Here is a 13961-nt window from a genome sequence, read left to right on the forward strand (position 1 = left end):
TCACATTGAGTGTCACTCAAAACAACGGTCCCCCCGCCCCCGCCCCGCCAGGGAGTCCCCCCATGCCCGTAGAAAAGCGCGGAGTCGACACCATCCCGGAGGAGGAGCGCACCAGCTCCCCGCGCGACCTGGTCGCGATCCTCCTGGGGTCCAACCTCTGCCTCGGTGTGATCGTCTTCGGCTGGCTGCCCCCGTCCTTCGGGCTCGGCCTGTGGCCGTCGGTGACCGCCATCGTGACCGGCACCGTGGTCGGCATCGCGTTCACCGCGCCGCTGGCGCTCGTGTCGCTGCGCACCGGCACCAACCTGTCCACCTCCAGCGGCGCCCAGTTCGGCGTCCGCGGCCGGCTGGTCGGCTCGGTGGTCGGGCTGCTGCTCTCCCTCGGCTACACCGCGCTCACGCTCTGGATCGGCGGCGACGTCATGGTCGGCGCACTGTCCCGGCTGACCGGGCTGCCCGACGGCGGCGCCTCCCGCGCGCTGATGTACGGCGTGCTGGCCGCCTGCACCGTGGTGGGGGCCGTGTTCGGCTACCGGCTGCTGCTGCGCATGAGCAAGCTGCTGTCCGTCGCCATGCTGGCGCTGCTCGCCCTGGGCGTCCTCGCGTACGCCGGCGACTTCACCACCGCCGCCCCGCCGGACACCGGCGGCTACCTGCTGGGCTCCTTCTGGCCGACCTGGGTGCTCGCCGCCGTCGCGGCCGGGCTGAGCGGGCCCGTCGCCTTCATCACCCTGCTGGGCGACTACACCCGCTACGTCTCCCCCGCCCGGCACGGCTCCCGCAAGGTCCTGTGGGCCACCTGTCTGGGGCTGCTGACCGGTCTGCTGGTCCCGCAGCTGTTCGGCACGTACACCGCGCTCGCCGCGCGGGCCGGCCTGGACTACGCCGGGCCGTTGGTCGACGCCGCGCCCTTCTGGTACCTGGTGCCGCTGTTCGTGGCCGCCGCGGCCGGCTCGGTGGGCAACGCCGGCCTGATGCTCTACTCCATGGGCCTGGACCTCGACGCGATCGTGCCGCGGGTCACCCGCACGACGGCCACGCTGGTGGCCGCGGCCGTGGCCACCGGCTTCGTCTTCCTCGGCTCCTTCGCCTGGAGCGCCCAGGCCGCGATGACCTCCTTCGTCCTGCTGCTCACGGCGCTCGGAACGCCCTGGGCGGTGGTCACCCTGATCGGCTACGCCCGCTGCGGCGGCGAGTACGACGCGGACGCGCTCCAGGTGTTCAACCGCAGGGCCCGTGGCGGCGTCTACTGGTACAGCGCCGGGTGGAACGTCCGTGCCACCGCCTCCTGGGCGGCGGGTGCGGTGGTGGGCCTGGCCGCCGTGTCGACCCCGCTGTACGAGGGCCCGCTACTGGCCCTCACCGGCGGGGTGGACCTCAGCTTCGTCCTGTCGGGGCTGGTCGGCGGCGTGGTGTACGCGGCGCTGACCGCCCGGACCGAGCCGGTCCGGGAGGCCGCACTGGCCGTCGACTGACGGCACGGGACACGGGAAGACACGGGACACGGGGAGGCGCTGTGGAAGAGCTCGCGTACGTCATGGGCAAGGTCGTCAGGGGGATCGCGGGGCTGGCCTACGCGTTCGGCGACACCGTCGTGGACGCGCGGACCGAGGTCCGCGGCGAGCGCAGGCGGCGGACCGAGCGCGAGGAGGGCGACCGCTCCGCGGACGACACGGGCCGCTGACCGGCCCTCCGGCCCCCGCGCCCACGTGGAAGGCCCCCGGAGCAGCGGCTCCGGGGGCCTTCCACGTGGGCGCGGCGCTCAGCAGCGCAGGGAGGTGCTCGCCCTCAGGACCGACTGGTCGAGCGTCTGGATCTGCGGCTGGAGCTGGGTGACGGCCTGCTGGCCCGTGGTGTCGCCCGGCAGGTCCTCGTAGGCCTTCTTCAGGTCCTCGGCGGCCGAGGTGACGGCGTTGCGCTCGGCCTCCTTCATCGCGGCGGCGTTCTCCTTGACGTTCGACCAGTCCTCCTGGACGGCGTCGTGGGCCTCCTTTAGCTGGTCCTTCGTCGCCGTCGACGGGTCCAGCGCCTTGAGTTTGGCGCTGTCGGCCTTGAGCTCGTTGAGGTTGGTGCACAGCTCGGCCGCGGCCTCGGTGGCCTCTTCCTGCGGGGTGCTGTCGTCGCTGGAGCACGCGGTGGCCCCGAGTACCACTGCGGCGCAGAGCAGGCCGGAAGCAACGAAGCGCTTCATGGGGATCCGCCTTCCCGCCGGCTCGCCGAGCCGGCGCACGAGAATCTCACCCCGGTCGGGGCGTACGGCGCCGGCCGCGCCGCACGAGCGGCGCCGGACCGGCACCGCCACCAAACTCGCACGGGGCGACCTGTCCGGCATCCCGAGCCGCCCGTCCGGGTACACCCGCCCGGAGCCGCCCTCCCGGACGGGTGCGTACGGCTGCCGGCGGCGCGCTCCCGCCGCGCCCCCGGCCCCGGACGCAGGACGGGGCCCCCGCCCGAAGGCGGGGGCCCCGTCGTGCGCCGGCGCGTCAGCCGAGCGGGTGCATCCAGCCGTGGGTGTCGGTGGCGTGGCCGGTCTGGAGGGCCAGCAGCGCCTTGCGCAGCCGCATGGTGACCTCGCCGGGGGTGCCGTCGCCCTGGGTCCAGTTGGCGCGCTCGGACCGGACGGAGCCGACGGGGGTGATGACGGCGGCGGTGCCGCAGGCGAACACCTCGGTGAGGGTGCCGTTCTCGGTGTCCCGCTTCCAGTCCTCGGTGGAGATCCGGCCCTCCTCGGCGGTGTAGCCGAGGTCCCGCGCGATGGTGAGCAGGGAGTCGCGGGTGATGCCGGGGAGGAGGGAGCCCGTCAGCTCGGGGGTGACGATGCGGTCGCCGTACACGAAGTACAGGTTCATGCCGCCCATCTCCTCGACCCAGCGGTGCTCCACCGCGTCGAGCCAGACGACCTGGTCGCAGCCGTGCCCGGCGGCTTCGGCCTGCGCGACCAGGGAGGCCGCGTAGTTGCCGCCGGTCTTGGCGGCGCCGGTGCCGCCCTTGACGGCGCGGACGTACTCCTCGGAGAGCCAGACGGAGACCGGCTTGACGCCACCGGGGAAGTAGGCGCCGGCCGGGGAGGCGATCACCATGAAGAGGAACTCGTTGGCCGGCCGCACGCCCAGGCCGACCTCGGTCGCGAACATGAACGGCCGCAGGTACAGGGAGGCTTCGCCGGAGTCCGGGACCCAGGCGCGGTCCTGCTTGATGAGCGCGTCGCAGGCCTCGATGAACAGCTCGGTGGGCAGCTCGGGCATGGCCATGCGGCGGGCCGAGGCCTGGAAGCGCTCGGCGTTGGCCTGCGGGCGGAAGGTGGCGACGGTGCCGTCGGGCTGGCGGTAGGCCTTCAGGCCCTCGAAGATCGTCTGCGCGTAGTGCAGGGTCATGTTCGCCGGATCGATCGACAGCGGCGCGTACGGGACCAGCTCGGCGTCGTGCCAGCCGCGGCCCTCGGTCCACTTGATGGTGACCATGTGGTCGGTGAAGTGGCGGCCGAATCCGGGGCTGGCCAGGATCGCCTCGCGCTCCGCGTCGGACAGCGGGTTCGAGGAGGGCTTGAGCTCGATCGTGGGCGTCGTCATGAGTGCTTGTCCTTCACCGTGTGTGTATGGCGGACCGCGCTCACGACGTACTAGGACGTCCGAGCTTCCCCGGATTCCGCGGCCTCGCGTTCGATTATCGCGCGGGAGCGGTCTTCGGAGAAACGTTGAGTGCGGGCCCAGGGGAGATGGTGGCACCCGGGGACGCACAGGGAAAGCCGCCGGGTGCGGGGATCGCGACCCGGCGGCTGGTTCTCCGGTGGAACCGTGCTCGCCGGGTCAGCCGGCTACTCGCGCGGCGAGCGCGTCGCCGATCCGGTCGGTGGACCGGAAGGTCCCGTCGCGCTCGGCCAGGTCGGCGGAGACGGCGTCCTCGATGCGGGCGGCCTGGGCCTCGTAGCCGAGGTGGCGCAGCAGGAGGGCGACGGAGAGGATCGTCGCGGTCGGGTCGGCCTTGCCGGTGCCCGCGATGTCCGGGGCCGAGCCGTGGACGGGCTCGAACATGGACGGGAAGGCGCCGGTCGGGTTGATGTTCCCGGAGGCGGCCAGGCCGATCCCGCCGGTCACGGCGGCGGCCAGGTCGGTGAGGATGTCACCGAAGAGGTTGTCCGTGACGATGACGTCGAACCGCTCGGGCTGGGTGACGAAGAAGATCGTCGCGGCGTCGACGTGCAGGTAGTCGGTGGTGACCTGGGGGTACTCCTGACCGACCCGGTCGAAGATGTTCTTCCACAGGTGGCCCGCGTACACGAGGACGTTGTTCTTGTGGACCAGCGTCAGCTTCTTGCGGGGCCGGGCGTTGGCGCGCTCGTAGGCGTCGCGGACCACGCGCTCCACACCGTAGGCGGTGTTGACGCTGACCTCGGTGGCGACCTCGGCGGGGGTGCCGGTGCGCAGCGAGCCGCCGTTGCCGGTGTAGGGGCCCTCGGTGCCCTCTCGGACGACGACGAAGTCGATCTCGGGGCGGCCGGCCAGCGGGGTCGCGGTGTTCGGGAACAGCTTCGACGGGCGCAGGTTGATGAAGTGGTCGAAGGCGAAGCGGAGCTTCAGCAGCAGACCGCGCTCCAGGACGCCGGAGGGGACCGAGGGGTCGCCGATGGCGCCCAGCAGGATGGCGTCGTGGTGCTTGAGGGCGTCCAGCTCGGCGTCCGGGAGGGTCTCGCCGGTGCGGTGCCAGCGCTGGGCGCCGAGGTCGTACTCCTTGGTCTCCAGCTTCACATCCTGGGGCAGGACGGCGGTGAGGACCTTGAGGCCCTGCGCCACGACTTCCTGGCCGATGCCATCGCCGGGGATCACTGCGAGATTGATGCTGGTCGACATGTCGGCACCGTACTCCTTGTCCCAGCCTTCAGACATGTTGCGTCCACCATGTGGACGCAACATGTCACGCGCGTCAGTGGCCGGTGGAGCCGCCGTTGTCGCGGCGGTCCAGGGCGCGCTGGAGGGCGGCGGCGGCGTTGCGGCGGTCGGCGTCGGCGGTGGCGGAGTGGCGGACGCGGCGGGCGGACCGGGCTGCGGGGGCGGTGGTGTGCATGGTGATCGACTCCTTGAGATCACGGCGTGGCGGGAGGCCACGGATGAGGGGGTTCCTTCAAGGCGCCGGAAGGGGCGGGGAGCGGATCGCCGCAGGGGTTGCCTGCGCAGGGCGCGCGCTCACGGCCGCCATTCGCCGGATCGGCGAGACGTTCGGCTCCTACAAAGCTAGGACAGTCCGCGCTGTCTGTCTCCGCAATTACTCGGACTTCCTAGTATCTGAGACGGGGATCACCCGGGCAGGTCACCCGCTCAGGTCACCCCCGCAGCCGGTCCCGCTCCGCCCGCAGCTCGCGGACCAGCGCCTTCACGGCGGGACGGGCGGCCTGTTCGCGGCTGGTGACGTAACCCACCGAACGGGTGGGCCGGCCGGGGCCGAGGTCGGTGACGCCGACCCGGTCGCCGGCCACGGCCAGTGACAGCGCCGGCATGATCGCCATGCCCAGCCCGCGTTCCACCATGGTGAGGACCATCCCGTCGTCCTCCGCCTTGACCGTGGCGGTGGGGATCCAGTCCTGCTCCCGCCACCAGGCGCGGGTGTACGAGCCGCAGTTCTCGTCCCAGTCCAGCAGCGGCAGCGCCCTGGGGTCGGGGTGGCCTGCCGGGTGCACGAGGGCGTACGGCTCCTCGGCGAGCACCCCGCTCAGCAGCCCGGCCGGCACCTCCGCCGAGCCGCCCAGGGTGGCGATGCCCAGGTCCGCGCGGCCTTCGGCGACCTCGCCGGCGGTGCCGGCGCGCAGCTCGCGGACCACGCGCACCTCGGGGCGGAGCCCGGGGTGCCGGGCGGTGAGCCGCGTGAGGACGGGCGGCAGCAGGTGCAGCGCCGCGCTGCGGAAGGCGGCGATGCGGAGCACGCCGGCGACCGGGCCGTCGCCGCCGGGCGGGCCGCCGGCCGCCGCGGCGCGGGCCTCGGCGGCCAGCGCCTCGTACATCCGCAGGATGCGGCGGGCATGGGCGACGGCCCGTTCCCCGGCCGGGGTCGGGCGGGCGCCGGAGCGGCCGCGGTCGAAGAGCACCACCCCGAGCCGGGTCTCGCTGCCGCGCACGGAGTGCGAGACGGCCGACTGGGTCAGGCCGAGGCGTCCGGCGGCGGCGGAGAAGCCGCCGGTCTCGGCTACGGCCACCAGGACCCGCAGCTCCCGCGGTGCGAGTTCGGTCGTCTCACGGTCCGCCATCGGCTCCGTCGGCTCCATCGGCCTCATCGGCCTCATCGGTCCCATCGGTCCCCACCTCGGTGTATGAGCGCCGCTCATGGATGTGCGGCCGCCATGAGCCCAACCCGCTGCCCGGCCGCGGGATTCCTCCCTAGCGTCTGCGGCATGACGAACCACACCGCCGGCACCGCGTACGCCGTCCACCAGATCGCCCGTCCCACCGGCTTCCCCACCGCCGCCGACTTCGCCTACGTCGAGCAGCCCGTCCCCGCCCCCGTGCCCGGCACCGCCCTGGTCGAGAACCTCCAACTGTCGGTCGACCCGTACCACCGGGGCATGATGGACGGCGGCGAGGGCGGGTTCGCGCTCCACGCACCGCTGGAGGGCCGTGCGGTGGGCCGGGTCCTCGCCTCCCTCGACCCGGGCCTGGCCGAGGGCGACCTGGTCTTCCACCGGCAGGGCTGGCGCACCCACGCCCTGGTGACCGCCGGCGTGGACGGCACGCGGAAGCTGCGCGGCCACGCCGGGGTCCCGCTCTCGGCGTACCTGAGCGTCCTCGGCGGCACCGGCCTGACCGCGTACGCCGCCCTCACCCGCGTCGCGCGGCTGCGCGAGGGCGAGGACCTGTTCGTGTCGGCCGCCGCGGGCGGGGTCGGGGTGGCCACCGCGCACATCGCACGGCTGCTCGGCGCCCGCCGGATCATCGGCAGCGCGGGGTCGGCCGCCAAGGTGCGCCGGCTGACCGGGGACCTCGGCTTCGACGCGGCCTTCGACTACCACGACGGGCCGGTGGCCGAGCAGTTGGCGGCGGCCGCGCCGGACGGCATCGACGTCTACGTGGACAACGTCGGCGGGGACCACCTGGAGGGCGCCATCGGGGCGCTGCGCGAGTTCGGGCGGATCGCCTGGGTCGGCGCGATCTCGATGTACAACACCGACCGGGCACCCGCCGCGCCCCGCAACCTCTTCGAGGTGGTGCACAAGTCGCTGCGCCTGGAAGGCGTACTGGTCAGCCACCACACCGATCTGCAGGAGGAGTTGGAGGACTTCCTGGTCCCGCACCTGCGCAGTGGTTCGGTCGGCGTGGACGCCACGGTCGTCCAGGGCTTCGACCGGACGGTGGAGGCGTTCGTCGGGATGCTGCACGGGCAGAACACCGGCAAGATGCTGGTGGAGGTGACCGGCTGAAGCGCGCCCCGGAAGTTCACCCCGGGAGTTCACCCCGGGAGTTCACCGACGCGTTACCGCACGCACCTGGACCTTTGGACAGCGCTCCCCCACCCTTGCCCCGACGTGCCGCAGGGGCGCGCGGCACACGAGGGGCGGGCATGACACCCATCAGCCGCAGGGGGTTCGTCGGGATCGGGGCCGGGGTCGGGGCCGGGGTGGTCGCGGGGACGGCGCTGCCCGGCGCGCCGGCGGCACGGGCGGCCGCGCCCTCCGCCCGGTCGGCGGCGGCACGGGCCGCGACCGGCGGCATCACCGACGTGCGGCACGTGGTGGTCCTCATGCAGGAGAACCGGAGCTTCGACCACTACTTCGGCCGGCTCAGGGGCGTCCGCGGCTTCGGCGACCGGGCGGCCGGCAACCTGCCCGGCGGCTGGGGCATGTTCCACCAGCCGAACTGGGGCGGCCGGCACTACCCGTGGAAGCTGTCGGACACCCCGCCGGCCGGCGGCGTGGACGGCGACACCCTCGCCCAGTGCACCGGGGACCTCCCGCACAGCTGGACCTCCCAGCACGCGGCCTGGAACCGGGGCCGGATGGACAACTGGGTCACGGGCGTCGGCAGCACCCGCACCCTGGGGTACCTCGACCGCGAGGACATCCCCTTCCACTACGCCCTCGCCGACCACTACACCATCTGCGACGCGTACTTCTGCTCCGCGCTGAGCGCCACCGGCCCCAACCGCACGTTCCTGTGGAGCGGCCGGATCGACGCCTCCAGCAAGGACGGCGGCGACGAGTCGGGACTGACCTGGGAGACGTACGCGGAGGCGCTGGAGCGGGCCGGCATCTCCTGGCGGGTCTACCAGAACGCCCAGGACAACTACGGGGACAACGGCCTGGCCTACTTCACGAAGTTCGCGGAGGCGGCCCCCGGCACGCCCTGGCACGACAAGGGCATGGCCTCGGTGCCCCGCACCACCGGCGCCACCCACACCGACATCGCCGCCGCGATCCGCGCCGACGTCCTCGCGGGCACCCTGCCCCAGGTCTCGTGGATCGTCGCCAACGAGGCCTTCTCGGAGCACCCGTACGCACCGCCCGGCGACGGCGCCCACTTCGTCGACCTGGTCTACCGGGCGCTGGCCGCCGACCCGGAGGTCTTCGACTCGACCGTGCTGTTCCTCGACTACGACGAGAACGACGGGTTCTTCGACCACGTGCCGCCGCCCGTCGCCCCGCCCGGCACCCCCGGCGAGTACCTGGACGGCGTGCCCGTCGGCCTCGGCTTCCGGGTGCCCATGCTCGTGATGTCCCCATGGACCCGCGGCGGCTGGGTCAGCTCGGAGGTCTTCGACCACACCTCCGTGATCCGGTTCATGGAGACCTGGTCCACTGCCCTCGGCAAGCCGGCGCTCTGCCCGAACATCAGCGCCTGGCGACGCAAGGTGACCGGGGACCTGACCGGCGTCTTCGACTTCGCCCGGCCCGTGTACGGGGTACCCACCGGCCTGCCGCCCACCACGGAGGTGATCGGCCAGTCCACCTGCGCGCCGATGCCCAACCCGGTCCCGCAGGACAACGCGCTGCCGGTCCAGGAGCCGGGCAACCGTCCGGCCCGCGCCCTGCCCTACCAGCCGAACGGCAACCTGGACCGGCTGGAGTTCGGGGCGGCCGGCCGGATCACCGCCTGGTTCTCGATGTCCAACACCGGGCCCCAGGCGAGGCGGGCGGCGCACTTCTCGATCCACCCCCACCAGCACCGGGACACCGCCGCCTGGCAGTACACGGTGGACCCGGGCACCACGGCCACCGACCACTTCCACATCGGGCTCGGCCACGGCCTGGGCAAGTACGACATCTCCATGCACGGGCCCAACCGCTTCCTGCGCCGCTTCACCGGCGACGCCACCAAGCCGGGCAAGGCGCTGGAGGTGGCCGCCCGCTACGCCGTCGAGCCGGGCACCGGCAAGCAGGCGGTCTGGTTCCGGATGACCAACGCCTCCGCCTCCCCGGTCACCTTCACCATCCGCTCCAACGCCTACCGGTCGGACGGCCCGTGGACCTACACCGTCCCGGCGGGCTCCTCCCGGGAGGACTTCTTCAACGCCGTCGCCTACGCGGGCGGCTGGTACGACTTCACGGTCCTGGCCGACGCCGACGGCACCTGGTCGCGCCGCTACACGGGCCACATCGAGACCGGCGCGCCCAGCGTCACCGGGTCCTGACCGCCCCCGCCCCCGCCCCGGCCCCGGCCCCGGACTCCGCCCCGGACTCCGCCACGGCCGGCCGCACGGTGCGCATCCTCCCGTAGGCGTACACGCAGCCGGCCAGGGCCAGGTCCGACAGCAGCATGAAACCGATCGAGTACGAGTCCTCGGCGGCGTACACGGCACCCATGACGAGCGGCGGCACGAACCCGCCCAGGCCGCCGACCGCCCCCACGATGCCGGTGACGCTGCCGACCTGCGGCTGCGGGGTGACCTGGGAGACCAGGGCGAACACGCTGCCGCTGGCGGTGCCCAGGCCGGCCGCGATGCACAGCAGGCAGATCGTCCCGACGGGGTCCAGCGCCGGGTCGAAGGCCTGGACGACGGCGAGGAGGGCGACGCACCCGAGGGCGGCGGAGGTGACCACGGCCGGGTGGACGCGGTCGGCCAGCCAGCCGCCGAACGGCCGGAAGACCACGGTCAGCAGGGCGAACCCGGCGGCCTTGGTCCCCGCGTCCGTCGGCGTCAGCCCGTACCAGGTCTTCAGGTAGGTGGGCAGGTACACCCCGAAGGCGACGATCCCGCCGAAGCCGATGGCGTAGAGGGCGGACAGCTCCCAGGTCACCCGGAGCCGGCCGGCGCCGGCGAGCCGCCGGCCGAGCGGGGCGGTGGGCATCGGCCGGTCCGGCCGGTCCCGCACCAGCGCGGCGGCCAGCAGGGCGTACACCGCGAGGGCCGCCGCGACCACGAGGAACGGCAGGTTCTCGCCGTGCCGGGCGATCCGGGGGGTGAAGTAGCCGGACAGCGCCACCCCGCCCATGCCCATGCCGAACACGCCGAGGCCGAAGCCCCGGCGCTCGGGCGGGAACCAGGAGTTGACCAGGGGCACGCCGATGGCGAAGGTCGTGCCGCCGATGCCGAGCAGGAAGGCGACGGCCAGGGTCGCCGGGTACGAGTCGCGGGTCGGCACCAGCAGCAGCACCGGCACGATGGTGAGCGCGGAGACCAGCGGGAACATCAGCCGGGCGCCGTACCGGTCGGTGAGGGCGCCGACCGGCACCCGCCCCAGCGAGCCGACGAGCACCGGCACCGCCACCAGCAGCGACTGCTGGAACGAGCTCAGGCCGAGCCGGTCCCCGTAGTCGCCGGCGAGCGGGGCGATCAGGTCCCAGGCCCAGAACGTCAGGGTGAACCCGACCGTGACCACGGCCAGGTTCAGGTAGGCGGCGGGCGGCGTCCGGTTCTCCTGGGCGGTTTCCACGAGACCACGCTAGGAAGGGCCCCGCCCTCCCGGCGCGCGGGACTGGGCCGTACGGAGGAGCCCGCCGGGCGGCGGCTACAGCACGTCGCCGTCGCGCCAGTCGAACCACAGCGTCCCGTCCGGCTCGGGGAGGGCCGTGCCGGGCGGCGTCCACAGCCAGGTGGAGCCCTCCTCCTCCGGCAGCCGCACCGGCCCGTCCGGCCCGAGCGCGCCGATCCGTCCGCCCCACACGGTCCAGCCCAGGCTCCGGTACAGCCCGGCCCCCTCGTCGGAGGCCGACAGGGCGCCGAGCACGTAGGCCCGCTCGACCACCCGCTCCAGCTCCGCCATCACCGCCGTGCCCAGTCCCCGGCGGCGGCGGTCCGGGCGTACCGCCACGGCCTCCACGTAGCCGGTGCGCAGCGCGTGCCCGGCGTGCAGGACGCGCCGCTGGACGACGCTGCCGTGCGCGAGGAGCCGGTCGCCCTCGTAGAGGAGGGCGTGCATGCCGCCGAGTCCGTGTTCGAAGTCCTCGTCGGAGAAGTCGCCCTCGAAGGCCTCGTCCAGCAGCGCCCGCACCTCCTTGAGGGTGTGGTCGCCCAGCTGGGAGGTGTGGGCGAGGTGTGTCCGCGTACCGGTCATGGAAGCAGTGTCCCCCGGCCCGATTCCGGCCGGCAGGGATCTGGTCAGGTCCAGACCAGTTGGGCAGACTCGGCGCATGTCGACCAGCAACCAGCAGTGGACGCCCACCCATGGCGAGCCCTACCGTCCCGTCGCCTACCGTCCCGCCCGGATGCCGGGGGCCGAGTCCCTGGCCCGGGCGGCCCGGCTGCGGCAGCGGATGGACGAGCGGCGGACCGTACGGCAGTTCTCCACCGACCCGGTCCCGGAGCAGGTGGTGCGGGACGCCGTCGCCTGTGCCGCGACCGCTCCGTCGGGGGCGCACCAGCAGCCGTGGACCTTCGTCCTGGTGAAGGATCCCGAGGTGCGCGCCCGGATCCGGGAGGCCGCCGAGCGCGAGGAGACCCTGTCGTACGACGGGCGGCTCGGCGAGGAGTGGCTGGCGGCGCTGCGCCCGCTGGGCACGGACGCGGTGAAGGCGCACCTGACGGACGCCCCGGCGCTGGTCGTGGTGTTCCAGCAGCGGTACTGGCTCGGAGGGGACGGCACCAAGCGGAAGCACTACTACGTGGACGAGTCGGTCGGCATCGCGGTCGGCATGCTGCTGTCGGCCCTGCACCTGTCGGGGCTGGCCGCCCTGGTGCACACGCCGAGCCCGATGCGCTTCCTCGGCGAGGTCCTCGGCCGGCCCGAGAACGAGAAGGCCTTCGCGGTGATCCCGGTGGGCTATCCGGCGGAGGACTGCGAGGTGCCGGACCTGGTCCGCAAGTCGCTGGACCAGGTCATGGTGGAGGTCTGAGCCCCCCCCGGAATGGGGACCGCCCCCGCTCCGGACTTGGGGGTACCGGAGCGGGGGCGGGGTTCAGCGGGGCCGGGTCAGCCCATGTGGGGGTAGCCGTACTCGGTCGGCGGGACCAGGGTCTCCTTGATGGAGCGGGTCGAGGTCCAGCGGAGCAGGTTCAGCGCGGCGCCGGCCTTGTCGTTGGTGCCGGAGGCGCGGCCGCCGCCGAAGGGCTGCTGGCCGACGACGGCGCCGGTGGACTTGTCGTTGATGTAGAAGTTGCCCGCGGCGAAGCGGAGCTTGTCCATCGTGTGGGCCACCGCGTAGCGGTCGGCGGCGATGACGGAGCCGGTGAGGGCGTACGCCGAGACGGACTCCATCTGGGCGAGCATCTCGTCGTACTTCTCGTCCTCGTAGACGTGGACGGCGAGGATCGGGCCGAAGTACTCGGTGGTGAAGACCTCGTTCTCCGGGTCGGTGCACTCGATGACGGTCGGGCGGACGAAGTAGCCCTCGGAGTCGTCGTAGCTGCCGCCGGCGACGATGGTGCAGGTCGGGTCGGCCTTCGCGCGGTCGATCGCGGCCTTGTTCTTGGCGAAGGAGCGGTCGTCGATGACGGCGCCGATGAAGTTGGACAGGTCGGTGACCGGGCCCATGGAGATGCCGTCGACCTCGGCCGCGAACTGCTCCTTGAAGCCGTCGTTCCAGATGGAGGCCGGGATGTAGGCGCGGGAGGAGGCCGAGCACTTCTGGCCCTGGAACTCGAAGGAGCCGCGGGTCAGGGCGGTCTTGAGGATCGCGCGGTCGGCGGAGGGGTGGGCGACGACGAAGTCCTTGCCGCCGGTCTCGCCGACCAGGCGCGGGTAGGACTTGTACTTCTCGATGTTGTTGCCGACCGTCTTCCACAGGTACTGGAAGGTCTTGGTGGAGCCGGTGAAGTGGATGCCGGCGAGGTCGGGGTGGTTCAGGGCGACCTCGGAGACGGCGATGCCGTCGCCGGTGACCAGGTTGATGACGCCCTTGGGCAGGCCCGCCTCCTCCAGGAGCTCCATGAGCAGGACCGCGGAGTGGGTCTGGGTCGGGGACGGCTTCCACACGACCACGTTGCCCATCAGGGCCGGGGCGGTCGGCAGGTTGCCGGCGATGGCCGTGAAGTTGAACGGCGTGATCGCGTAGACGAAGCCCTCCAGGGGGCGGTGGTCGCTGCGGTTCCACACGCCGGGGGAGTTCGCGGCCGGCTGCTCGGCGAGGATCTGCCGGGCGAAGTGCACGTTGAAGCGCCAGAAGTCGACGAGCTCGCACGGGGTGTCGATCTCGGCCTGCTGGGCGGTCTTGGACTGGCCGAGCATGGTGGACGCGGCCATCTTCTCGCGCCACGGGCCGGCCAGCAGCTCGGCGGCGCGCAGGATGATCGCGGCGCGGTCGTCGAAGGACATGGCGCGCCAGGCCGGCGCGGCGGCCAGGGCGGCCTCGACGGCGTCGCGGGCGTCGTCCTCGGTGGCGTTGGCGTAGGTGCCGAGGACCTTCTTGTGGTCGTGCGGCTGGACGACGTCGAAGCGGTCGCCGCCGCCCATGCGCTTCTCGCCGCCGATGGTCATCGGGAGGTCGATGGGGTTCTCGGCCAGGAGCTTGAGCTGGGCCTCCAGGCGGGAGCGCTCGGCGCTGCCGGGGGCGTACGAGTGGACCGGCTCGTTGACCGGCGCGGGGACCTGGGTTACAGCGTCCATG

Annotated in this window: 13 protein-coding genes; 5 read left to right on the forward strand and 8 right to left on the reverse strand. The window is 73.0% G+C overall.

All coding sequences use genetic code 11. From position 1 onward, the window contains the following. The first annotated feature begins 62 nt into the window (after positions 1 to 62). Together ACFY61_RS25990 and ACFY61_RS25995 are read left to right on the forward strand one after the other, a co-directional pair. A complete protein-coding gene (locus tag ACFY61_RS25990) occupies positions 63 to 1475 on the forward strand; it encodes a cytosine permease (protein WP_389475593.1) in 1413 nt (470 codons plus the stop codon). A 41-nt stretch (positions 1476 to 1516) separates the two neighbouring features. Then, positions 1517 to 1684: a hypothetical protein gene (locus tag ACFY61_RS25995; RefSeq protein ID WP_389475595.1), complete on the forward strand. Its 168-nt coding sequence runs from the start codon at positions 1517 to 1519 to the stop codon at positions 1682 to 1684. Between the two features lie 78 nt (positions 1685 to 1762). On the opposite strand, the gene ACFY61_RS26000 is transcribed toward ACFY61_RS25995, so the two are convergent. From ACFY61_RS26000 to ACFY61_RS26020, 5 genes are all read right to left on the reverse strand, one after another. Continuing rightward, positions 1763 to 2191 carry a hypothetical protein gene (locus ACFY61_RS26000; protein ID WP_389475597.1) on the reverse strand — a complete coding sequence of 143 codons (429 nt, stop codon included), beginning with the start codon at positions 2189 to 2191 and terminating at the stop codon, positions 1763 to 1765. A gap of 292 nt (positions 2192 to 2483) precedes the next feature. Continuing rightward, positions 2484 to 3569 carry a branched-chain amino acid aminotransferase gene (locus ACFY61_RS26005; protein WP_389475599.1) on the reverse strand — a complete coding sequence of 362 codons (1086 nt, stop codon included), beginning with the start codon at positions 3567 to 3569 and terminating at the stop codon, positions 2484 to 2486. Positions 3570 to 3806: 237 nt separating this feature from the next. Beyond that, entirely contained in the window at positions 3807 to 4847 is a 1041-nt protein-coding gene (locus ACFY61_RS26010; protein ID WP_389475663.1) for a 3-isopropylmalate dehydrogenase, read from the reverse strand. A 73-nt stretch (positions 4848 to 4920) separates the two neighbouring features. Beyond that, a complete protein-coding gene (locus ACFY61_RS26015; protein ID WP_389475601.1) occupies positions 4921 to 5061 on the reverse strand; it encodes a hypothetical protein in 141 nt (46 codons plus the stop codon). A gap of 256 nt (positions 5062 to 5317) precedes the next feature. After that, complete coding sequence (locus tag ACFY61_RS26020) at positions 5318 to 6253, reverse strand: LysR family transcriptional regulator (RefSeq protein ID WP_389475603.1); 936 nt, start codon at positions 6251 to 6253, stop codon at positions 5318 to 5320. Between the two features lie 126 nt (positions 6254 to 6379). On the opposite strand from ACFY61_RS26020, the gene ACFY61_RS26025 reads away from it, so the two are divergent. Both ACFY61_RS26025 and ACFY61_RS26030 read left to right on the forward strand, forming a co-directional pair. Further along, complete coding sequence (locus ACFY61_RS26025; RefSeq protein ID WP_389475605.1) at positions 6380 to 7402, forward strand: NADP-dependent oxidoreductase; 1023 nt, start codon at positions 6380 to 6382, stop codon at positions 7400 to 7402. Between the two features lie 140 nt (positions 7403 to 7542). Next, entirely contained in the window at positions 7543 to 9609 is a 2067-nt protein-coding gene (locus ACFY61_RS26030) for a phosphocholine-specific phospholipase C (protein WP_389475607.1), read from the forward strand. On the opposite strand, the gene ACFY61_RS26035 is transcribed toward ACFY61_RS26030, so the two are convergent. Continuing rightward, the gene (locus ACFY61_RS26035) at positions 9596 to 10852 is read right to left on the reverse strand and encodes a nitrate/nitrite transporter (protein ID WP_389475609.1); all 1257 of its coding nucleotides are present in this window, start codon (positions 10850 to 10852) and stop codon (positions 9596 to 9598) included. The genes ACFY61_RS26030 and ACFY61_RS26035 overlap by 14 nt on opposite strands. A gap of 75 nt (positions 10853 to 10927) precedes the next feature. Continuing rightward, positions 10928 to 11473, reverse strand: a complete 546-nt coding sequence (locus ACFY61_RS26040) for a GNAT family N-acetyltransferase (protein ID WP_389475611.1) — start codon at positions 11471 to 11473, stop codon at positions 10928 to 10930. A 76-nt stretch (positions 11474 to 11549) separates the two neighbouring features. Here ACFY61_RS26040 and ACFY61_RS26045 point away from each other — a divergent pair, with 76 nt between their 5' ends. Then, positions 11550 to 12251: a nitroreductase family protein gene (locus ACFY61_RS26045; protein WP_389475613.1), complete on the forward strand. Its 702-nt coding sequence runs from the start codon at positions 11550 to 11552 to the stop codon at positions 12249 to 12251. Between the two features lie 77 nt (positions 12252 to 12328). On the opposite strand, the gene pruA is transcribed toward ACFY61_RS26045, so the two are convergent. Then, on the reverse strand, positions 12329 to 13960 hold the full coding sequence (pruA, locus tag ACFY61_RS26050; protein ID WP_389475615.1) for an L-glutamate gamma-semialdehyde dehydrogenase: 1632 nt from the start codon (positions 13958 to 13960) through the stop codon (positions 12329 to 12331). Between the last annotated feature and the right edge of the window lies 1 nt (position 13961).

This window comes from Streptomyces sp. NPDC012888, from assembly GCF_042900645.1.
Classification (GTDB): Bacteria; Actinomycetota; Actinomycetes; order Streptomycetales; family Streptomycetaceae; genus Streptomyces.

Excerpts from the sequence above, each read along its gene's own strand:
- ACFY61_RS26030 (WP_389475607.1), top strand. The coding sequence starts at position 7,543 with ATGACACCCATCAGCCGCAGGGGGTTCGTCGGGATCGGGGCCGGGGTC.
- ACFY61_RS26025 (WP_389475605.1), top strand. The coding sequence starts at position 6,380 with ATGACGAACCACACCGCCGGCACCGCGTACGCCGTCCACCAGATCGCC.
- pruA (WP_389475615.1), bottom strand. The coding sequence starts at position 13,960 with ATGGACGCTGTAACCCAGGTCCCCGCGCCGGTCAACGAGCCGGTCCAC.
- ACFY61_RS26040 (WP_389475611.1), bottom strand. The coding sequence starts at position 11,473 with ATGACCGGTACGCGGACACACCTCGCCCACACCTCCCAGCTGGGCGAC.
- ACFY61_RS26005 (WP_389475599.1), bottom strand. The coding sequence starts at position 3,569 with ATGACGACGCCCACGATCGAGCTCAAGCCCTCCTCGAACCCGCTGTCC.
- ACFY61_RS26045 (WP_389475613.1), top strand. The coding sequence starts at position 11,550 with ATGTCGACCAGCAACCAGCAGTGGACGCCCACCCATGGCGAGCCCTAC.
- ACFY61_RS26000 (WP_389475597.1), bottom strand. The coding sequence starts at position 2,191 with ATGAAGCGCTTCGTTGCTTCCGGCCTGCTCTGCGCCGCAGTGGTACTC.
- ACFY61_RS25990 (WP_389475593.1), top strand. The coding sequence starts at position 63 with ATGCCCGTAGAAAAGCGCGGAGTCGACACCATCCCGGAGGAGGAGCGC.
- ACFY61_RS26010 (WP_389475663.1), bottom strand. The coding sequence starts at position 4,847 with ATGTCGACCAGCATCAATCTCGCAGTGATCCCCGGCGATGGCATCGGC.
- ACFY61_RS26020 (WP_389475603.1), bottom strand. The coding sequence starts at position 6,253 with ATGGAGCCGACGGAGCCGATGGCGGACCGTGAGACGACCGAACTCGCA.
- ACFY61_RS26015 (WP_389475601.1), bottom strand. The coding sequence starts at position 5,061 with ATGCACACCACCGCCCCCGCAGCCCGGTCCGCCCGCCGCGTCCGCCAC.